This is a genomic window from Geomonas limicola (assembly GCF_014193675.1).
In the GTDB taxonomy this organism is placed as follows: domain Bacteria; phylum Desulfobacterota; class Desulfuromonadia; order Geobacterales; family Geobacteraceae; genus Geomonas; species Geomonas limicola.
Window position 1 is genome coordinate 541,026 of the sequence record NZ_BLXZ01000002.1, and the last position, 20,422, is coordinate 561,447.

15 protein-coding genes are annotated in these 20,422 nt (G+C 62.3%); 12 read left to right on the plus strand and 3 right to left on the minus strand.

Annotation, left to right across the window (positions count from 1 at the left end):
• Positions 1-41: 41 nt before the first annotated feature.
• Complete coding sequence (locus tag H7688_RS06195) at positions 42-221, plus strand: SAP domain-containing protein (RefSeq protein WP_183360187.1); 180 nt, start codon at positions 42-44, stop codon at positions 219-221.
• 27 nt (positions 222-248) lie between these two features.
• Here the strand turns inward: H7688_RS06195 and H7688_RS06200 are convergent, their stop codons facing one another.
• Positions 249-1,187: a cation diffusion facilitator family transporter gene (locus tag H7688_RS06200; protein ID WP_183360189.1), complete on the minus strand. Its 939-nt coding sequence runs from the start codon at positions 1,185-1,187 to the stop codon at positions 249-251.
• A gap of 285 nt (positions 1,188-1,472) precedes the next feature.
• Here H7688_RS06200 and treZ point away from each other — a divergent pair, with 285 nt between their 5' ends.
• From treZ to H7688_RS06230, 6 genes are all read left to right on the plus strand, one after another.
• Positions 1,473-3,341: a malto-oligosyltrehalose trehalohydrolase gene (gene treZ, locus H7688_RS06205; RefSeq protein WP_246329725.1), complete on the plus strand. Its 1,869-nt coding sequence runs from the start codon at positions 1,473-1,475 to the stop codon at positions 3,339-3,341.
• An 11-nt stretch (positions 3,342-3,352) separates the two neighbouring features.
• Positions 3,353-5,797 (plus strand): DUF3536 domain-containing protein, encoded by a 2,445-nt coding sequence (locus H7688_RS06210; RefSeq protein ID WP_183360190.1) that lies wholly within the window; start codon positions 3,353-3,355, stop codon positions 5,795-5,797.
• 10 nt (positions 5,798-5,807) lie between these two features.
• Entirely contained in the window at positions 5,808-8,732 is a 2,925-nt protein-coding gene (gene treY, locus H7688_RS06215; RefSeq protein ID WP_183360191.1) for a malto-oligosyltrehalose synthase, read from the plus strand.
• A 109-nt stretch (positions 8,733-8,841) separates the two neighbouring features.
• On the plus strand, positions 8,842-10,818 hold the full coding sequence (locus tag H7688_RS06220; RefSeq protein WP_183360192.1) for a maltotransferase domain-containing protein: 1,977 nt from the start codon (positions 8,842-8,844) through the stop codon (positions 10,816-10,818).
• Between the two features lie 14 nt (positions 10,819-10,832).
• The gene (gene treS / locus H7688_RS06225; RefSeq protein ID WP_183360193.1) at positions 10,833-14,216 is read left to right on the plus strand and encodes a maltose alpha-D-glucosyltransferase; all 3,384 of its coding nucleotides are present in this window, start codon (positions 10,833-10,835) and stop codon (positions 14,214-14,216) included.
• A 27-nt stretch (positions 14,217-14,243) separates the two neighbouring features.
• Positions 14,244-14,708, plus strand: coding sequence for a CHRD domain-containing protein (locus H7688_RS06230; protein ID WP_183360194.1), 465 nt, complete (start codon positions 14,244-14,246; stop codon positions 14,706-14,708).
• Positions 14,709-14,872: 164 nt separating this feature from the next.
• Here H7688_RS06230 and H7688_RS06235 read toward each other — a convergent pair whose 3' ends face one another.
• Both H7688_RS06235 and ku read right to left on the minus strand, forming a co-directional pair.
• A complete protein-coding gene (locus tag H7688_RS06235; protein WP_183360195.1) occupies positions 14,873-15,838 on the minus strand; it encodes a YihY/virulence factor BrkB family protein in 966 nt (321 codons plus the stop codon).
• 64 nt (positions 15,839-15,902) lie between these two features.
• On the minus strand, positions 15,903-16,682 hold the full coding sequence (ku, locus tag H7688_RS06240) for a non-homologous end joining protein Ku (protein ID WP_183360196.1): 780 nt from the start codon (positions 16,680-16,682) through the stop codon (positions 15,903-15,905).
• A 262-nt stretch (positions 16,683-16,944) separates the two neighbouring features.
• On the opposite strand from ku, the gene H7688_RS06245 reads away from it, so the two are divergent.
• The 5 genes from H7688_RS06245 (at position 16,945) to H7688_RS06265 (ending at position 20,338) form a co-directional block, all read left to right on the plus strand.
• On the plus strand, positions 16,945-18,606 hold the full coding sequence (locus H7688_RS06245) for a DUF748 domain-containing protein (RefSeq protein ID WP_183360197.1): 1,662 nt from the start codon (positions 16,945-16,947) through the stop codon (positions 18,604-18,606).
• A 151-nt stretch (positions 18,607-18,757) separates the two neighbouring features.
• Positions 18,758-18,910 (plus strand): DUF3309 family protein, encoded by a 153-nt coding sequence (locus H7688_RS06250; protein WP_183360198.1) that lies wholly within the window; start codon positions 18,758-18,760, stop codon positions 18,908-18,910.
• A 35-nt stretch (positions 18,911-18,945) separates the two neighbouring features.
• A complete protein-coding gene (locus H7688_RS06255; RefSeq protein WP_183360199.1) occupies positions 18,946-19,128 on the plus strand; it encodes a DUF6496 domain-containing protein in 183 nt (60 codons plus the stop codon).
• A gap of 33 nt (positions 19,129-19,161) precedes the next feature.
• Positions 19,162-19,725, plus strand: coding sequence for a quinol:electron acceptor oxidoreductase subunit ActD (locus H7688_RS06260; protein WP_183360200.1), 564 nt, complete (start codon positions 19,162-19,164; stop codon positions 19,723-19,725).
• A 97-nt stretch (positions 19,726-19,822) separates the two neighbouring features.
• Entirely contained in the window at positions 19,823-20,338 is a 516-nt protein-coding gene (locus H7688_RS06265; protein ID WP_183360201.1) for a hemerythrin domain-containing protein, read from the plus strand.
• The last annotated feature ends 84 nt before the right edge of the window (positions 20,339-20,422 follow it).

Here is a 20,422-nt window from a genome sequence, read left to right on the forward strand (position 1 = left end):
CATTGCCACGGTCGGCGTACTACCAAAAAAGGAGACCTGCTGTGAAAGTTCAAGAGATCAAGGAAATAGCTCAGAGGATGGGAATCACGGTACGCAAAGCCACCAAGACGGAGCTGGTTCGAACCATCCAGGCTCAGGAAGGAAACAGCCAGTGCTTCGATACCGGAATCGCCCGTGACTGCGGGCAGGAAAACTGCCTGTGGAGAGGGGACTGCAAGTAACGCTACAGGCTTTCTTCGGCGCCGGGATCAGGTCCGGGGGGACGACCTCTGCCTGGGCCGGCGCCAGGCTTCCGCCTCGATGAATACCTTTTTCACCTCCGGTACCCTCGCCTTTATTGCCCGCTCCAGCACGACCACCGTCCGTTCGATCTCCCCTGCCGGCACCTCGTCGGCAAAGTCCAGGCTGATGTTTGCCACGATATATTCCGGCCCCATGTGCAGGGTGAGCACTTCGTTCACATGCTCCACGTGCTCTCCGTGCGCCACCGTTTCACGGATCGCCTGCACGACCTCCCGCTGGGCAGCTTCTCCCACCAATAGCCCCTTGGTTTCCGAGGCAATGACGACAGCCGTCCCGCCCAAGATGAGGGCGATCACTACCGAGGCAGTGCCGTCGTAGACCGGGCTGCCGGTCCAACTGGTGAGGGCAATGCCAATGAGGGCCACCGAAAGCCCGAGTAGCGCGGCGGAATCCTCCAGCACCACCAGGAACATGGTGGGATCCTTCCCCTTGCGGATCGCCTTCAAGAACCCGTAGTGCGGCGGCTTCTCCCGGAGAAAAGCTCGCACCGAGATGACCCAGGACACCCCCTCAAAGAGCATCGAGGCCAGGATGATCAGGTAGCTGACCCCGGGGTCCTTGATCGGGTTGGGGTGCAACAGATGGGAAACCCCTTCGAAGAAGGAGAGGCCGGCTCCCAGCGAGAAGACCAGGATGGCGACCACGAAGCTCCAGAAGTAGATCTCCTTGCCGTGTCCGAAAGGAAACTCCTCGTCGGCAGGGAGTGCGGCGCGGTGCTGGCCGTGGAACATCAAGACCTGGTTCCCGGTATCCACCACAGAATGGATCCCCTCCGAGAGCAGTGCCGAACTTCCGGTCCGCCAGGCGGCCAAGAACTTGACGATGGCAATCATCAGGTTCGCAGCGAGCGCGGCCAGGATGATTTTTTTGGCAGAAGCTTTCATGGCGTCGGTACCCCCATGGAGGACCCGGCTGGCCCGGGGCCAGCAACCAGATAACACACACACTTTCCTTGTCAATGAGAATTCCTGGCCTCGTTGGCGGTCCTTCAGCCTGATAATTTAGGTATAACGTGCTGAAAATACGCCATACCATTGGGTGGGGTGTTTTTGTGCTGATCCATGCCAATTAGCTCTTATTAATTGACAAGAAATAATCGTTGAGTATGTTTGATAAGTCTTTTGAGCGGAAGGGCAGCCCGGCATCAGCCGGGTGCGGGGAGGAGCACGATGGAACCAACCACCTGGCAGTTCGACCTGGGAGCGACGGTACTCCCTGACGGTTCAGGAACCAGGTTCAGGGTATGGGCGCCCAAGGTGGACAGCGTGACGGTGCACGTGGTGTCGGGGAAGGCTGCGGGGACCTTCCCCATGCAGAAAGAGGAGCGCGGCTACTACTCGGTAACCATTCCGGGAGTGGGAGATGGCGACCGCTACGTCTTCAAGCCCGGCAACGGCGAACTGCGGCCCGATCCGGTATCGCGCTACCAACCGGCCGGTGTTGACGACGCCTCGCAGGTGGTCGACCCGAAGCTCTTCTGCTGGCAGGACGAAGGGTGGAGCGGCATCCCGCTCGAGCAGTACGTGATCTACGAGCTGCACGTCGGCACCTTCACCAGGGAAGGGACCTTCGCTGCAGTCATTCCGCACCTCGACTATCTGGTCGCCTTGGGAGTTACCGCGATCGAGATCATGCCGGTTTCCCAGTTCGGCGGGGACCGGGGTTGGGGGTACGACGGGGTCGGCCACTATGCGCCCCACAACACCTACGGCGGACCGGACGGGTTGAAACAGCTGATCAACGCCTGCCACCGCAAGGGGCTCGCCTTCATCCTCGACGTGGTCTACAACCACCTGGGCCCCGAGGGAAATCACATCGGCGACTTCGGCTACTACTTCACCGAGCGCTATCATACCCCCTGGGGGCGTGCCCTTAACTTCGACGGGGCGGGGAGCGATGCAGTCCGCGAATACTTCGTGGGCAACGCGCTCTACTGGCTCGACGAGTTCCACGTGGACGCCCTGCGCATGGACGCCGTGGACTGGATCCTGGACAACCGGGCCCAGCACTTTCTGCAGCAGATCGCCGAGGAGGTGCACCGCTACCGCGTCAAGCAGCAGCGCCAGATCTATCTGTTCGCCGAAAACGACACCAACGATATGCGGCTGATAAACCCCGTGCAGTTCGGGGGGTACGGACTCGACGCGCAGTGGTGCGACAACTTCCACCACGCCCTGCGGGCGCTACTCACCGGCGAGACTACCGGATATTACGAGGATTTCGGTCAGTTCTGCCACCTGGTCAAAGCCTACACGGAAGGCTACGTTTACACCGGTGAATACTCGCATTACCGGCAACGCGGTCACGGCGGCCCCGTTGGCGACCGTCCCACGTCGCAGCTCGTAGTGTTCTGCCAGAACCACGACCAGGTGGGCAACCGCAAGTGCGGGGACCGCTTGAGTGCTATCCAGACTCTGGACCGGCTGTTACTGGCTGCGGCGGTGGTGCACCTGTCTCCCTACCTTCCGCTCATCTTCATGGGGGAGGAGTACGCGGAACGGGCCCCCTTTCACTATTTCGTCGGCTTTACCAACGAGGAACTCCTGGCGGCGATCCGGCGCGGCAAGCATGAGGAACACGCCTCTGGTGTCTGCGAGGGGGAAATTCCCGACCCTGCGGCAGATGAGACTTTCCTCGAGAGCAAAATCGACGTGAGTCTGCCACGTGAAGGGGAGCAGGCGCTGGTTGCCGAGTTCTATAGGACCCTCTTGGGATTCCGGAAGAAGTTCAGCGCCTTTCGGGTCTTCGACCGAACCCGCATGGAGATCACCGGCCTCACCCAGCAGAAGATCCTGATCTTCCGGCGCGACGGCGACGCAGACTCTCTGCTCAGCATCTTCAGCTTCAGTAACCTGCAGGAAAAGATCACCCCCCAGGTGCCGCCCGGAACCTGGGACAAGATCCTCGATTCCTCGGCAGCCCACTGGCGTGGCCCCGGCGAAGCGGCCCCCCCGGCCCTCACGGTCACCGAGATCGGAACCACCTCCTCCCTCACGATCAACCCCTTCAGCGTGCTGGTCTACGCCAGCAAACGATAACGGAGGCAGCTATGGCACAGGAGCGCTACATCTGCGTGCATGGACACTTCTATCAACCCCCCCGGGAAAACCCCTGGCTGGAAGCAGTCGAGATCCAGGATTCAGCGGCACCCTACCATGACTGGAACGAGCGGATCACGGCAGAGTGTTACGCCTCGAACTCGGCCTCGCGGGTACTGGACGGCGAGGGGAGGGTGATGGATATCGTCAGTAACTACGCGAAGATGAGCTTCAACTTCGGCCCGACGGTGCTCTCCTGGATGGAGCACGGGGCTCCCGACGTCTACCAGGCGATTCTGGACGCCGACCGCCAGAGTCTCGAATGGCGCTCCGGTCATGGGGCCGCCATCGCCCAGGTCTACAACCACATCATCATGCCGCTTGCCAACCGCCGCGACAAGGTAACCTCGGTCACTTGGGGACTGAAGGATTTCGAATACCGCTTCAAGCGCAAGCCCGAGGCGATGTGGCTTGCCGAGACGGCGGTGGACCTCGAGTCACTGGAGATCATGGCGGAACAGGGGATGAAGTACGCCATCCTGGCCCCGCACCAGGCGGCCCGTTACCGCCGGATCGGTGATCCGGACTGGATCGAGGCTGCGGTCGACCCTTCGCGCCCCTACCGGTGCACGCTCCCCTCCGGGCGCAGCATCGACCTGTTCTTCTACGACGGACCGATCTCTCAGGCCATTGCCTTCCAGAACCTGCTCTCCTCGGGCGACGTGCTGGCAGACCGGCTCATGGGCGGCTTCTCTGACGACCGCGAGGGGCCGCAACTGATGCACATCGCGACCGACGGCGAGACCTACGGCCACCACCAGAAGTTCGGCGACATGGCGCTCGCCTCGGCGCTCGCCAAGATAGAGTCGAACGACATGGCCCGCATCACCAACTACGGCGAATTCCTCGAGCTGCACCCGCCCACCTGGGAGGCCGAGATCCACGAACGGACCTCCTGGAGCTGCGCCCACGGGGTAGAGCGTTGGAACAGCGACTGCGGGTGCAACTCGGGTGGGCACGGCGACTGGAACCAGCAGTGGCGCGCCCCCCTGCGCGCAGCACTCGACTGGCTGCGCGACCGCCTGGCGGTGGGCTTCGAGCAGAAAGGCGCCTCCTTCTTCAAGAACCCCTGGCAGGCCCGTGATGCCTATATCGAGGTGATCCTGGACCGCAGCATGGAAAACGCCGAGCGCTTCCTGGCGGCCCACTCCCTGCGCCCGCTGGACGCCGGTGAGAAGATCGCGGCCCTGAAGCTTTTGGAGATGCAGCGCCACGCTCTGCTCATGTACACGAGTTGCGGCTGGTTCTTCGACGAGCTCTCGGGGCTCGAGACGGTGCAGGTCATCGAGTACGCCTCGCGGGCCATCCAGCTTTCCCAGGGGATCGTCGAGCAGGGGGTGGAGGAGGCCTTCCTGAAGCGGCTGCAGACAGCCAAGTGCAACGTGAAGGAACATGAGGACGGGGCCTGGATCTACCGGAACTTCGTGCTCCCCACCCGCCTCGACCTGGTGAAGGTCGGCGCGCACTACGCCTTCAGTTCGCTCTTCGAGGAGTACGAGGAGCACGCCAACATCTTCTGCTACGCGGTCGGCAAGGAGGACTACCGCAGGATCATCACCGACGACGCCTCCATCGCCATGGGAAGGATCCACATCGCCTCGGAGATTACCGAGGAGTCGCAGACCATGACCTTCTGTGTGGTGCGCATCGGCAGCCACGATTTCAAAGGGGGTGTGTTGCCGGTAGGACAGGACCCGGAGGCCTATAACCGGATGAAAGAGGAGATGAGCACCGCCTTCGACAAGGGGCTCTACACCGAACTGATCCTCCTTATGGACAAACACTTCGGCACCCACAGCTACTCGCTCTCCAATCTGTTCTGGGACGAGCGGCGCAAGATCATCAACCTGATCGTCAAGGAGAACATGGCGCAGAGCCTGGAGAACTACGAGAGCCTCTACGAGCACGGCCGGCCGCTCATGGAGTTCATCCAGGATACCGGCATGCCCATGCCCAAGGTGTTCTTCGTGGCGGCGGAACCCGCCTTGAACGACCTCTTGAAGAACGCCCTCACCCAGGAGGTGGTCGACGAGGACGCGGTGCACAGGATCATCGACCAGATCAGGAAGTGGCAGGTCCAGATCGATGTCACCAACACCGAGTATTTCATCCGCGAGCACATGGAAGAGCTGACCCACACCATGGTGGAAGACCCGCACAACGTCGAGCTCATCGCGAAGATCGACAAGCTGATGGGGCTGATCCGCTCGGTGCCGCTCGATATCGTGCTCTGGAAGGTGCAAAACGACTACTACGTGCTCGCGAAGACCGTGTACCCGGAATACCTGAAACGTGAGCGCGACGGAGAGGCCGGGGCCGCCATCTGGCTCGAGGCCTTCAGGAAGCTGGGAGAAACCTTCCGCTTCAACCTCGGCGCCGTTCTGCCGGCCGAGTAGCGGGGAAGCCATGACACAGCACGCCTTGCCACAACCCCGGATACCATCCGCGACCTACCGGCTGCAGTTCAACGCCCAGTTCACCTTCGACCAGGCACGGGAGATCGTCGGCTACCTGCACGAACTGGGGATCAGCGACCTCTACGCCTCGTCGTATCTGCAGGCCAAGCCCGGGAGCATCCACGGCTACGACGTGGTGAACCAGACGCTTTTGAACCGCGAGGTAGGCGACGAGACGAGCTACCAGGCGCTCATGGACGAGCTCACGCGGCACGGCATGGGGCACATCCTCGATTTTGTCCCCAACCATATGTGCGTCGAGAGCGAAGAGAACCTCTGGTGGATGGACGTACTGGAGAACGGACCCAGTTCCCTTAACGCCCACTTCTTTGACATCGACTGGGCGCCGGTAAAAAAAGAGCTGACCGACAAGGTGCTCCTCCCGTTTCTCGGGGACCAGTACGGCAGGGTGCTGGAGCGTGGCGAGCTGAAACTGAGCTACCGCGAGGGAGCCTTCAGCATCGACTACTACGGGATGCACATTCCCATCGAGCCCAAGTCGACCTTGGAGGTCCTGTCGCTTAACCAGGAGCGCCTCCAGGAGCAGTTCTCCGGCGACGCTCCCCCCCTCTTGGAGTATTTCAGCATCGTCACCTCGCTGCAGCACCTCCCGGTATCGACCGAGCGGGATTTAGATCTCAAGGAGGAGCGCCACCGCGAGAAGGAGATCATCAAGAAGAGGCTGGACCGGCTCTGTCGCGAAGAGCCCAAGGTGGTCCGCCACCTCGAGGAGAGCATCGCCGTTTTCAACGGCACGGTGGGCGACCGGCACAGCTTCGACCTCCTGGACCGGCTGCTGCAGGACCAGTGCTACCGGCTCTCCTTCTGGCGCGTCGCCACCGAGGAGATCAACTACCGGCGCTTCTTCGACATCAACGCGCTGGCCGCCATCAGGATGGAGGATCCCGCGGTGTTCAACCAGACCCACCAGCTCCTGTTCCGGCTGATCCGGGAGGGGAAGGTGACCGGGGTGCGCATCGACCACGTGGACGGGCTTTACGATCCTTTGGGGTACCTGGAAAAACTGCAGGAGAGCTGTTTCAAGGAGCTGGCCGGGGCAGAGGCGGACTACCGGCGTACCGTGGAACTGGACCCGGGTTACCGTCCCTTCTACCTCGCTGTAGAAAAGATCCTGATGAAAGGGGAGCAGCTCCCCAAGGAGTGGCCGGTCTTCGGGAGTACCGGCTACGACTTTTTGAACCAGGTGAACGGCATCTTCGTGGACACCGAGCAGGGGAAGGCCTTCGAACGTCTCTACGACCATTTCCTGGGATACCACTCGGACTTCACCGAGCTCATGTACGAAAAGAAGAAGCTGGTCCTGCAGGTTTCCCTCTCCGGCGAGGCCAACATGCTGGGCCACCGGCTGAACACCATCTCGGAGCGCGACCGGCTCACCCGGGATTTCACGCTGAACAGCCTGGTGCGGGCCATCTCCGAGGTCATTGCCTGTTTCCCGGTGTACCGGACCTACGTGATCCCCGGAACGGTGCGGGAGCGCGACGTACAGTACATCGAGGCGGCGGTCGCCAAGGCGCAGCGCAAGAACCCGGCGATGAACGCCTCGATCTTCGAATTCTTGCGCGACGTCCTGCTGCTCAGGTTCCCGGAAACCGCCGACGAGACCGACCGCACCGCCTGGCTCGACTTCGCCATGCATTTCCAGCAGATCACCGGACCCGTGATGGCCAAGGGGCTCGAGGACACCACCTTCTACGTCTACAACCGGCTCGCCTCGCTGAACGAAGTGGGTGGCATGCCGGGGCGCTTTGGCACCACCCTGGAGGCGTTCCACGGACAGAGCATGGAGCGTCTGAAGAATTCTCCCCACGCCATGATCGCCACCGCGACCCACGATACCAAGCGCGGCGAGGACGTCAGGACGCGCATCGACGCCCTCTCCGAGATCCCGGAGGAATGGGGGGAGGCGCTCAAGCGCTGGAGCCGGTTAAACCGCGACAAGGAGATCCAGGTCGAAGGAATGCGGGTCCCCACCCATCACAAGGAGTACCTGCTCTACCAGACGCTTTTGGGAGCCTGGCCGCTGGGAGAGCTGGACCCGCAGCAGTACGAGACCTTCCTGGGGCGCATCCGCGAGTACATCATCAAGGCCTCCCGTGAGGCCAAGACCAACACGAGCTGGATCAGCCCCAACCAGCCCTACGAGGAGGCGCTCCTGCGCTTCGTGGACGCGATCCTCGCCCGCGGCGGCCCCAACGAGTTCCTGGACGACTTCATCCCGTTTCAGAAGCGGATCGCCCGCTTCGGACTGTTCAACTCGCTCTCCCAGGTCCTCCTGAAGATGGCGTCCCCCGGGTGCCCCGACTTCTACCAGGGGACGGAACTTTGGGACCTGACGCTGGTGGATCCCGACAACCGCCGCCCGGTGGACTACCAGGTGCGGCTCAAGGCCCTGGCCGGGCTGAAGGCGCGCGAGCGCGACCTGGGGCCCCGCGAGCTGGTACGCCAGCTGGTGGAGAGCCGCGAGAACGGCTGGATCAAGCTGTACACCATCTACCGGGTGCTCAACTTCCGCAAGGGCAACCGGGATACCTTCGAGTACGGGGACTATCTGCCGCTGGAGGCCCAGGGTGCCCGGTCCGGCAACGTCTGCGCCTTCCTGCGCCGCAGCGCCTCGAAGACGTTACTGGCAGCGGTCCCCAGGATGCTCGCCTCATTGGCGCCCGAGCCGGGGCAGCTGCCGCTTGGCGAGGTCTGGCTGGACAGCCTGCTGTTGCTTGACGGCGCGGCGGGGCGCTACCGCAACGTGATTACCGACGAGGAGCTGGAAACCGTGGAGCACGCCGGCCGGACTGCGCTCCCGCTGGCGCGCCTCTTCGCCACTGCGCCGGTGGCCTTGCTGGAAAAGAGGTAGGCGAGGAGAACGACGCGGGAAGGGCCGCCGGACCAGAGGCACACTCCCGCAGTGGGAGCGGGCGCTCCCGGCACCGCAATCGACGCTGGAAAACCGACCGAGGTACCCCATGGAAGGCAGAGAACGCGTGGTCATCGAGTCCATCACCCCGCAGATCGACTGCGGGCGTCACCCGGTGAAGCGGGTTGTCGGTGACGAGCTGGTGGTCGAGGCGGACATCTTCAGCGACGGCCACGACGAGGTCGCCGGGGTCCTGCTCTACCGGCACCAGCACGAGAAGGGCTGGCAGGAGGTTCCGCTGAGCCGCCTGGAGAACGACCGCTGGCAGGGGAGTTTCGCCCTCACGGAACTCGGCTCCTACCACTACACGATTTTGGGCTGGGTAGACCACTTCCTGACCTGGCAGAAGGATCTCAAGAAGCGGCACGCCGCAGGGCAGGACATCGCGGTGGACATCCTGATCGGGGTGCAGCACATCGAGAAGGCCGCGGAGCTCGCCTACTCGGAGCTGGCGGAGAAGTTGCGCGAGACGGCTCAAGCGCTGGCCCACGCCCCCAACCGCCAGCGCGCCGTCACCATAGGGCTGGACGCTCAGCTCGCCAGTACCATCAGCGGCTGCTGCGCACGCGACCTGGCCACCCGCTATCCTGATGAACTCTCGGTGACCGTGGACCGGGAGCGGGCGGTCTTCAGCAGCTGGTATGAGCTCTTTCCCCGTTCCTGCGGGAGGGGAGGGCGGCACGGCACCTTCAAGGACGTCCAGGCCCTGCTCCCGGAGCTTGCCGAACTCGGTTTCGACGTCCTCTACCTGCCGCCCATCCACCCCATCGGGATGACCAAGCGCAAGGGGAGGGCGAACGCGGTCAGCGCGGAACCGGGCGATCCCGGGAGCCCCTGGGCCATCGGTTCACCCGAGGGTGGCCACAAGGCGGTACACCCCGAGCTGGGGACCCTGGAGGAGTTCCGGGAGCTGGTGCGCGAGGCAGCGAAACAGGGGCTGGAGATCGCCCTCGATATCGCATTCCAATGCTCGCCGGATCACCCCTACCTGGCGGAGCACCCCGAGTGGTTCCTGTGGCGGCCGGACGGCACGGTGCAGTACGCGGAGAACCCGCCCAAGAAGTACCAGGACATCGTCCCCTTCAATTTCGAAACCGCCTCCTGGCGCGAACTCTGGGAGGAACTGAGAAGCGTGCTCTTCTTCTGGATCGACCAGGGGGTGCGCATCTTCCGGGTGGACAACCCGCACACCAAGCCCTTTCCGCTGTGGGAGTGGCTGATCCGCGAGGCGAAGCAGCGCTCGCCCGAGGTGCTCTTTCTCGCCGAGGCCTTCACCCGGCAAAAACTCATGTTCCGGCTGGCGAGGCTCGGCTTCGACCAGTCCTACACCTACTTCACCTGGCGCAACAGCAAGCAGGAGCTGATCGACTACCTGGAAGAACTCACCCGCGGCGAGGCCCGCGAGTTCCTGCGCCCCAACTTCTGGCCCAACACCCCGGACATCCTGAACCAGTACCTGCAGGTCGGCGGGCGCCCCGCCTTCATCGTCCGGCTGGTGCTCGCCGCCACCCTCTCCTCGAGCTACGGCATCTACGGCCCGGTCTACGAGCTCTGCCTGGCCGCTGCCGAGCCGGCGAGCGAAGAGTACCAGCACGCCGAGAAGTACCAGCTCCAGGAGTGGGACCGCGACGCGGCGGATAACATCAAGCCGGTCATCGCGGCCTTGAACCGGATACGCCGCGAGAACCCCGCCCTGCAACGCACCAACAACGTCACCTTCTACCCGGCCGAGGACGACGGGGTGATCTTCTACGGCAAGAGCACCCCGGACGGCTCCAACACGGTGCTCGGCCTCGTGAACCTGGACCCCTTCCACGCCAAACAGGTGCGCATCCAGGTCCCGCTCGAGGAACTGGGGATAAAGCCGGGGCAGTCCTACCTGGTGCAGGACCTCCTGAGCGGGGACCACTTCATCTGGCAGGGGGCCTGGAACAGCATCCTGCTTGACCCCGCCCAGACCCCGGCGCGCCTCTTCCGGATCCGGAGCTGGCTGCGCCGCGAGCGAGACTTCGACTACTACCTCTAAGAAAGGACGAGGACATGCCGACACGAGGCGAACGCAATCCTCTTTGGTTCAAAGACGCCATCATCTACGAGGTGCACGTCAGGAGCTTCTGCGACAGTAACGGCGACGGGATCGGCGACTTCCGGGGACTTTTGAGCAAGCTCCCCTACCTGCGCGACCTGGGTGTCACCGCGATCTGGGTGCTCCCCTTCTACCCCTCCCCCTTGCGGGACGACGGCTACGACATCGCGGACTACCGGGGCATCCATCCCGACTACGGCACGCTGCGGGACTTCCAGGATTTCCTGCGCGGCGCCCACCAGCTCGGCATGCGCGTCATCACCGAGCTCGTACTGAACCACACCTCGGACCAGCACCCCTGGTTCCAGAAGGCGCGCCACGCCAAACCCGGATCTCCCTGGCGCGACTTCTACGTCTGGAGCGACACCCCCGACAGGTACGCCGATGCCCGGATCATCTTCAAGGACTTCGAGACCTCCAACTGGTCGCGCGACCCGGTGGCCAAGTCCTACTTCTGGCACCGCTTCTACGCGCACCAGCCCGACCTCAACTTCGACAACCCCCGGGTGCACGACGCCCTGTTCCGGGTCATCGATTTCTGGCTCGGAATGGGGGTGGACGGGCTGAGGCTGGATGCGGTCCCCTACCTCTATGAGCGCGAGGGGACCAACTGCGAGAACCTCCCGGAGACCTACCAGTTCCTGAAGAAGCTGCGCGCCTACCTGGACCAGAAGTACCCGGACCGGATGCTTTTGGCTGAGGCGAACCAGTGGCCCGAAGACGCCGCTTCCTACTTCGGAGGCGGCGCGGCCTGTCACATGGCCTTCCACTTCCCGCTCATGCCGCGCATGTTCATGGCGGTCCAGATGGAAGATTCCTTCCCCATCATCAACATCCTGCAGCAGACCCCCACGATCACCCAGGAGTGCCAGTGGGCCCTCTTCCTGCGCAACCACGACGAGCTGACCCTGGAGATGGTTACCGACGAGGAGCGCGACTACATGTACCGGATCTACGCCCGCGACCCCCGCGCCCGGATCAACCTGGGGATCCGGCGCCGGCTCGCGCCGCTCATGGGGGACGACCGGCAGAAGATCGAGCTCATGAACGTGCTCCTCTTCACCTTGCCGGGGACCCCAATCATCTACTACGGCGACGAGATCGGCATGGGGGACAACTACTACCTGGGCGACCGCAACGGGGTGCGCACCCCGATGCAGTGGAGCGCGGACCGCAACGCCGGCTTCTCCCCCTGTAACCCGCAGGGGCTCTACCTGCCGGTGATCATCGACCCGGAGTACCACTACGAGGCGATCAACGTCGAGAACCAGGCCAAGAACCCCTCGTCGCTTCTGTGGTGGATGAAGCGGCTCATCGACCTCAGGAAGCGCTACAAGGCGTTCGGCTGGGGGAGTGTGGAGTTCATCACCCTGGACAACCCGAAGATCCTGGTCATGCTGCGCAAGTTCGAGGAGCAGACCATCCTGGTGCTGGTGAACCTGTCGCGCTCCTCCCAGTACGTCCAGATCAACCACCCGCGCTTCACCGGGATGTACCCGGAAGACATGCTGGGGCGCACCAAGTTTCCGGCCATCAAGGATGCCCCCTACGTGGTCATCGTCGGCCCCTACGGCTACCACTTGATGCTTTTGACCCAAGGGGAGGAGAAGGTCTCGGCGACGCCGCGGGAGTTGGCGGTGCGCGGCAGCTGGGAACAGGTCTTTAGCGGTGCAGCGCGGCGCCAGCTCGAACAGGGGATCCTTTCGGAGTATCTGAAGAAATGCCGCTGGTTCCAGGGGAAAAGCCGCATCATCACCCACGTGGTGATCGCGGAGCAGATCTCCTTCGAGCTGGATGGCTCAACCGCCCAGCTGACCGTCCTGGAGGTGACCTACAGCGAGGGGAGCGCCGAGAACTACCTGCTGCCGCTGCATTTTCTGCCGCTCGAGACAGGTGGCGACGCCCTTGTGGGCGGTTTCCCCTGGGCTGTGGTGACCACCCTGGAGGTCGACGGGAAGCCCGGGGTGCTCTACGACGCGCTCGCCAACGGACAGTTCCGTCAGCAGCTCCTGGCGCTGATAGCTCGGCGCAAGGCGCTGCGCACCGATAGCGGCAGACTCTACGGCCGTCCGTCCCCGGGATTTTCGGCACTCCTTGGAGAGCGGGCCCTGCCGCTCGCCTCGCTCATCGGCAAGGGGGAGCAGAGCAACTCAGCCGTCTTGTACGACGAGACCTTCTTCCTGAAGATCTACCGACGCATGGAAGAGGGGACGCATCCCGAGGTGGAGATCGGCAAGTTTCTGGGAAACCGCACCGACTTCGAACAGCTGGCGCCGATGGCGGGCCAGTTGGAGTACCACCGTGCCGGCAGGGAGCCGGTAACCCTCGCGCTCCTGCAGGGATTCGTGGCGAGCCAGGGGGACGCCTGGACCTTCACCCTCGGAGAGGTGACCCAGTTCCTGGACCGGGTACTGGCCCACCGGGACGAGGTCAAGACCCCGGCGCTGCCGGACGGGACCAACCCCCCGGCGGGCGAGACCGCCGGCCTTGCGCCGGAGCTTTTGGAACTGATGCGCGGCTTCTACGCCGAGATGGTCGGGGTACTCGGCAGGCGGACCGCGGAGTTCCATCTGGCGCTCGCCTCCCGCGGCGACGACCCGTCCTTTGCGCCAGAGCCGTTCGGCCTGCTCTACCAGCGCTCGGTATACCAGTCGATGCGCAGCCGGACCAAGAAGACCCTGGACCTCTTGCGCCGCAACGTGACCCGGCTCGCCAAGGAGCACCGCGCCGACGCCCTGGGCCTGCTCGATCACGAACAGGAGATCCTCGCGGTGTTGCACCGCTTTACCTCGGAAAAGTTCCTTGCCATGAAAACCCGCACCCATGGCGATTACCACCTGGGCCAGGTTCTCTACACCGGAAAGGACTTCGTCATCATTGATTTCGAGGGGGAACCGGTGAAGTCTTTGACGGAGCGCCGTCTCAAGCAGTCTCCGCTGCGCGACGTCGCCGGCATGATGCGCTCCTTCTTCTATGCCCCGTACGCGGTCCTGATGCAGCGCAGCCAGATCCGCGCCGAAGACATCCCGTACCTGATCCCCTGGGCCGAGACCTGGTACCGCTATAACGCCGGGATCTTCCTGGCCTCCTACCTGAAACAGGTGGAGGGGGCGGGACTCATCCCCAAGGACCCCGCGCAGGTCGACGTCATGCTGCAGACCTTCATGCTGGACAAGGCGGTGTACGAACTGGGGTACGAGCTCAACAACCGCCCGGACTGGGTCTCGATCCCGATCCGGGGGATCCTCGGGTTGCTTAATCTGGAAGGGGGCAAGCCCAAGGGGGAAGGCGCCGGAACGGCGGTGAAGGGGGACGGTTCAACGGAAGGGACCATGTGAGGCGGGTCGGCCGCCGGGAGGTAGATCATGAAAAAGCTGCTGCCACTGCTGCTGTTTGCCGCCGTGCTGTTCTCCGCCTTCCCGGCGTCCGCCGAGAAGAACCGCTACGCTACGGTCCTCGATGGACAGCAAGAAGTGCCGCCGGTGAAGACCCAGGCGACCGGGGACCTCAAACTGAACCTGTACGAGGGGGAGCTCAGTTTCGAGCTCACGGTTACCAATCTCACCAGCCCCGTCGCGGCCCACCTGTATCGAGGTAAGCGTGGCGAGAACGGGCCGCCGATAGCCGGACTGTTCGGCGGACCAGCCAAGGTCGGCGGGTTCAGCGGGGTTCTCGCCGAATGGACCATCACCGAGGAGAACCTGTTGGGAGAACTGCAGGGTAAGAAGGTCGCTGACTTGGTGCGTTTGATCCGCGCTGGCAAAACCTACATCAACATCATTACCGGTACCTTCCCCGACGGCGAAATAAGGGGGCAGATCAACAAGTAGGCTTTTCGATGCCACCAGAACATCACGCCGCTTCCGGTTCGGGAGCGGCGTTTTTTTTGCGTGGCGGATACTGTTCAGTGGGCAGTCCTCCCGCTGGTGTGCTGTGAGAACCTAGCGTGGTGCAGTTCTCTCGCGAATTTCAGGTACCGGTGCCACTACGGGGGCTACGGCTTCCCTTTCGATTCCCGCCTGCTTTTCCAAAAGCCCGACCACCAGGGCCGCTCTTTCGGTTGCTGTGTGTTTTCTCCCTCGACCTTCTCGCCCGGCTCCTTCCCCTCGTGGGAACTATGCTCGATGACCGCGTTCACCACGGCGCCGCCCAGTACGATGAAGCCGCTGATGTACATCCAGAGCAACAACACGATAACCGCGCCCAGGCTGCCGTAGGTCTTGTCGTAAGAGCTGAAATTATTGATGTAAAAGGAAAAGCCGAGGGAAATCAGGATCCAGAGCGGGATCACCACGACCGAACCGGGGGATATCCACTTCCAGTTCTGCTCCACGTCGGGGGTGAAGTAGTACACGGTGGCGACGGCCAGCGAGAGCAGAATGAGGATGACCGGTACCAGCAGGATGTCCCAGGCGATGCGGAAGGCCCGCCCGAAGTTGATCAGGTTGGCCACCAGGTCACCGATCTGGGTCCCGAACATGAGCAGGGCCAGCGAGAGCAGGAACAAAAATGACAAGGCAACCACCAGGAAAATGGCGGTGAGGCGCAGCTTCCAAAACGGCCTCCCTTCCTTAACCTCGTAGAGCTTGTTCATCGCGTCCATGATGGCAACCATGGCGTTAGAGGATGCCCACAGCGCCAGGAGCACCCCGATGGAGAGGAGCCCCTGCTTCTTGTTCATAAAAAGCGCACGGATATTGTCCTGGAGCAGGTCGAAGGCCTGGCTGGGGAGCACGCGCGCGGCGCTCTGCAGCACGTAATCGAGCAGGTGGGGGATAGGCAGATAACCTATGACGGTGGTGAGAAAGAGGAAAAAGGGGAAGATCGCAAAGAGGAAGTAGTAGGCCATTGCCGCGGCGTGTGCAGAGCAGTCCGCGTCGTTTATCTTCTGGTAAACGCGCTTGCCTAGTTCCAGATAGCTAGTCGACCCCAGCTTGAAGTACTTGCGAGGCGAGAACATACGTCTCCTCCCAAGGCTGCGGTACGGTGCCGTCGATTCCCTCGGCCCGGCCTAGTCCTTCCGATCAGGCGGCTTCTTTTTTCTTCTGCTTCAGGCTCTCCTTCAGCAGTTCCATCATGTCGATCACCTTGCCCGGCTGTGTCGGAGCGGCCGCCGGCTGCGGCTCCCTCCCCTGGGCCTTCTCTTCGATGACCCGCTTCAGGTCTTCCAGGTACTTGTCCTTGTACTTTGCGGGGTCGAATTTCGTGGTGAGCTGGTCGATGAGCGTGAGGGCGAGCGCCACTTCCTGCTCGCGCAGGTTCTCGGAGCCGGGCAGTTTCAGCTCGGCGGGGCTGCGGATCTCGTTTTGGAAGCGGATGTTGTTGAGCACCAGCAGGTCGTCGAGCGGCTTGATGACCGCGAGGCTTCCCCGGTTGCGCAGCACGAAGCTCGCGATTCCTACCCGCCCGGATCGTTTCAGCGCCTCGCGCAACAGCGCGTACGCCTTGGTCCCTGATTTGTCGGGTTCCAGGTAGTACGGCTTCTCAAAGTAGCGGGTATCGATCTCGCGCTCGTCCACAAAGTCCAGGATGTCGATCAGGTGGGTTTTCTCGACGCTGGCGCTCTCGAAGTCCTTGTCGGTAAGGACGATGTACTCGCCGTCGGTGTACTCGTACCCCTTTACGATTTCCTCGTAGGGGACCTCCTTGTTGTCCAGCTTGCAGACCCGCAGGTACTTGATCGGACACAGGTCGCCCTTGCGCAGCATGTCCAGGTCGAGGGTCCTGCTTTCCGATCCGCTGAACAACTTAACCGGTATGTTCACCAGCCCGAAGCTGATGGAACCGGACCACATGGCTCTCATGGTCGCTCCTCCTTCCCGGGGGCGCCGGCGCCGCGTGCCCCCTTGTTCACAGGATAGTGCTGATTCGGGTCTGCTGGCAACAGCTTCCCTTCCGGTTCCCGACGGCCGGAGAAGTGCCAGGTCCCGGTAGATCGGGAAGGTCACACTTGTCTGAGTTTCCCTTCCCCAAGTAGAGCAGATTCAACGGATTTCCGCATTGACAAACAGGTGCGAGGCCCTAAATTATGAGAGTGCGCCAATGTTTGGTGGTCCCGGAGACAGTATGGCGGAAGACAGAAAACAGGAAGAGAGCACCAGGCAAGAGAGTGGCGGGCCAGTCGGCTCGAAAGGTATCTGGACCAGGTTGCTTCCCGGATCGCGGCCCGTGCGCTGGATACTCGGGATACTGCTCGGTATCGCGCTGCTCCTCTACATCGTGTCGTTCTTCATCGACGAGCCGCTGCGCCGCATGACCGAGCGCAAGATCAACCGCGACCTCAAGGGGTACTCGGTGAAACTGCCCGGGCTGCATCTCGCGCTCATCGGCCTGTCCCTCACCCTCAAGGACCTCACCATCATCCAGCAGGCCCATCCGGATCCCCCCGTCGCCAAATTCCCCGTCCTGAAGGCGAGTGTGCACTGGCGGGAGATCCTCTCCGGGCGCCTGGTCGGCGAGCTGCAGTTGGACCGGCCAAGGCTGCATATCAACCTGCAGCAGCTGCGCAGCGAGGCGACCAGCAAGGTGAAACTGAAAGAGAGGGGCTGGCAGCAGGCCGTCGAGGATATCTACCCCCTCAAGATCAATACGGTCACCATCAACGACGCCAACATCACCTACATCGACCTTGACCCCAAAAGGCCGCTGACGCTCAGCCACCTGAACCTGGAGGCGAGCAATATCCGCAACATCCATCTGCCCGACAAGGTCTACCCGTCGTCCTTTCACCTGGAGACCGACATTTTCGGCACGGGGCATGGCGTCGTCGAGGGCAAAGCGAACTTCCTCGCCGAACCGATCCCCGGGGTCAAGGCTGGTTTCAAGTTGGAAAAGATCCCGATGAGCTACTTCAAGCCGATGCTGGCCCGCAGTAACCTTGCCATCGAGGGTGGTGTCCTGCATGCCTCGGGGGATACCGAGTACGCACCGAAAATCAAGAAGGCGCACCTCAAGGAGCTCACCATCAGCGGCATGAAGCTCGACTACATCCACTCTCCCGCCACGGCAGGAGCGGAAAAACGTCGCGCGGCGGTGGTCGGCAAAGGGGCCAAAGAGGTCAGCAACAAGCCGGGGGTCCTGATCAGCGCAGACGACATCAGCCTGAGCGGCTGCAACCTCGGGATAGTGAACCGGGAACCCGGCAAGACCTACCGGGTCTACCTCGCCGACACCACGTTTCACATCAGCAACTTCTCGAACCAGTTCGCGCAGGGACCGGCCCAGGCCCGGCTGGACGGGAAGTTCATGGGGCACGGGCCGACCCACGTCACCGGTGCCTTCCGAGCGGAGAAGCAGGGGCCCGATCTCGATCTCTACGTCAAGATCGACAACACCCAATTGACCTCGTTGAACGACCTCTTGCGCGCCTACGGCAACTTCGACGTGGCGGCCGGGACCTTCTCGCTGGTAACCGAGCTGCACGTCAGGAACAACGTGATCACCGGGTACCTTAAACCGTTTTTCAAGGACATGAAGGTCTACGACAAGCGCAAGGACAAGGAGAAAAGCCTGTTCCACAAGGTCTACGAGATGTTGATCGGGGGGGTGGCCAAGCTCCTGGAAAACCGGCCGCGCCAGCAGGTAGCCACCAAGGCGACCATCTCGGGGCCGCTGCAAAAACCCCACACCAGCACGTGGCAGATCATCGTCGAGCTGATCCGGAACGCCTTCTTCAAGGCGATACTGCCGCGCTTCGAGCAGGAGTACACCACAGCCGGAAAGCGGTGAGGATTGCCGCTTCGCGCCACAAGCCAACCCCATTGACAAAGTTTTGACAGAGGGAGAATATTAAAATTAGCCAATATGGTGTAGATTGCCTGAACTGACGGTGTGAGCACCGGGCTTACCGAGGGATCAGGCAGCTACCGGGGAGGAAGCCATGAGAACCATCTTGCTGATCATCGTCGTTTTACTACTGGTGGCCGCGCTGCCTACCTGGCCCTACAGCGCGAGCTGGGGGTACTATCCCAGCGGCGGTCTGGGCCTGGTTCTCCTGATCCTGCTCATTCTGGCCCTGATGGGGCGGGTTTAGCGACATGGCGCTAGCTCAGGGCAAGGGAGGGTGAAATGGCCAAATACGGTAAAAAAGCGCAAGAAAACGTGGAAGAGGCGATGCACAAGTTCAAGAAAGGCGAGCTGAAAAGCGGGGGGAGCGGAAAGAAGGTCACCAACCCGAAGCAGGCGGTGGCCATCGGGCTTTCCGAGGCTCGCGAAAAAGGGGCAAAGGTGCCGGAACCTGAGAAGAAGTGAGCATCCGGCCCAGAGCTAAAAAGGAGATAGATCATGGCAAAGAACATCGCAGTCTTCGGAATCTATCGGACCCGTCAGAACGTGGAAGAAGCGGTGCAGGCGCTGCAAAATGCGGATTTCCGCTCGACAGACATATCGGTTCTCTTCTCTGAGAACCTGGGAACCAAGGACTTCGCCCACGAGAAACATACCAAGATGCCTGAAGGCACCTCGGCGGGCGCCGGAACCGGTGCAGTGATCGGGGGAGCGCTCGGCTGGCTTACCGGTATCGGCGCGTTGGCGATTCCGGGCATCGGACCGTTCATCGCGGCCGGGCCGATCGTTTCCCTGTTGGCCGGTATCGGGGCTGGTAGCGTTGTTGGCGGTATCGCGGGGGCGTTGGTAGGTATGGGCATCCCCGAGTACGAAGCCAAGCGCTACGAGGGGAGGATCAAAGAAGGGGGTATCCTGCTCTCGGTCCACTGCGACAACGCAGACTGGAAGAAACGTGCAGTCGAGATCCTGAAACAGACCGGTGCCGGCGATGTGGGTACCGAGGGTGAGGCGAAGTCTGATTTCGCGGCCTCGGACAAACCCGGTCACCGGAATCTCACCTGATAGCACCAGGGACGACCCGCTCGTGGTGAGGAGGTCGTCCCTTCTGTGTGGGCAGACAGCTGGTGAGGCTCGACAGAGCGCCAATCGGAGGACCCTGATGGGGAACAGCCAAGGGAAAGACATAGCTGCACGGGAGCATGTCCCGGGAGAAGGCCTCGATCTGTTGTTGCGTAGCGACCATAGCAGGATCCGCCAGCTCTTCGACGAGATCGAAAAGACCGAACCGGCCGAGCTGGCGGAGCGCAAAGAGCTCTTTTTCACCCTGCAGGAAGAGCTGCTGGCGCACCTGGAAGCCGAGGAGCGTTTCTTCTACACCGCCCTCGAGCACAACGACGTGGCCCGCGCGAGGGTGCTGGTGGGCTACGAGGAACATCAGGTGGTCCGGCAGCTGATCGGTGCCTTCACGAGCCTCGCCGGAGACGATGCCCGCTGGTCGGCAAAGTTGTCGGTGCTCAAAAAGCTGATAACGCGTCACATGGAGGAGGAAGAGGAGGAGCTGTTTGCGCTGGGAAACGAGGTCTTCAGCCAGGAAGAGTTGCGGGGCATTGCCGGAAAGGTACAGGAAGTAAAACTGGCCCCGAAGAAATCGACACTAGCCAAGGAGGCTGGCTGAACAAGGATAGCGGCCCGAAGCGCGGCGGGCCGGCACGCGCGGCACGTGCATAGGTTGGCGCGGCCCTCTTACACAGGAGGTAGC

Bases quoted from the DNA above. Each gene is read 5' to 3' on its own strand.
- H7688_RS06210 (WP_183360190.1), top strand. From the start codon at position 3,353: ATGGCACAGGAGCGCTACATCTGCGTGCATGGACACTTCTATCAACCC.
- H7688_RS06235 (WP_183360195.1), bottom strand. From the start codon at position 15,838: ATGTTCTCGCCTCGCAAGTACTTCAAGCTGGGGTCGACTAGCTATCTG.
- H7688_RS06250 (WP_183360198.1), top strand. From the start codon at position 18,758: ATGAGAACCATCTTGCTGATCATCGTCGTTTTACTACTGGTGGCCGCG.
- H7688_RS06260 (WP_183360200.1), top strand. From the start codon at position 19,162: ATGGCAAAGAACATCGCAGTCTTCGGAATCTATCGGACCCGTCAGAAC.
- treY (WP_183360191.1), top strand. From the start codon at position 5,808: ATGACACAGCACGCCTTGCCACAACCCCGGATACCATCCGCGACCTAC.
- H7688_RS06200 (WP_183360189.1), bottom strand. From the start codon at position 1,187: ATGAAAGCTTCTGCCAAAAAAATCATCCTGGCCGCGCTCGCTGCGAAC.
- ku (WP_183360196.1), bottom strand. From the start codon at position 16,682: ATGAGAGCCATGTGGTCCGGTTCCATCAGCTTCGGGCTGGTGAACATA.
- treS (WP_183360193.1), top strand. From the start codon at position 10,833: ATGCCGACACGAGGCGAACGCAATCCTCTTTGGTTCAAAGACGCCATC.
- treZ (WP_246329725.1), top strand. From the start codon at position 1,473: ATGGAACCAACCACCTGGCAGTTCGACCTGGGAGCGACGGTACTCCCT.
- H7688_RS06255 (WP_183360199.1), top strand. From the start codon at position 18,946: ATGGCCAAATACGGTAAAAAAGCGCAAGAAAACGTGGAAGAGGCGATG.
- H7688_RS06220 (WP_183360192.1), top strand. From the start codon at position 8,842: ATGGAAGGCAGAGAACGCGTGGTCATCGAGTCCATCACCCCGCAGATC.
- H7688_RS06230 (WP_183360194.1), top strand. From the start codon at position 14,244: ATGAAAAAGCTGCTGCCACTGCTGCTGTTTGCCGCCGTGCTGTTCTCC.
- H7688_RS06245 (WP_183360197.1), top strand. From the start codon at position 16,945: ATGGCGGAAGACAGAAAACAGGAAGAGAGCACCAGGCAAGAGAGTGGC.
- H7688_RS06265 (WP_183360201.1), top strand. From the start codon at position 19,823: ATGGGGAACAGCCAAGGGAAAGACATAGCTGCACGGGAGCATGTCCCG.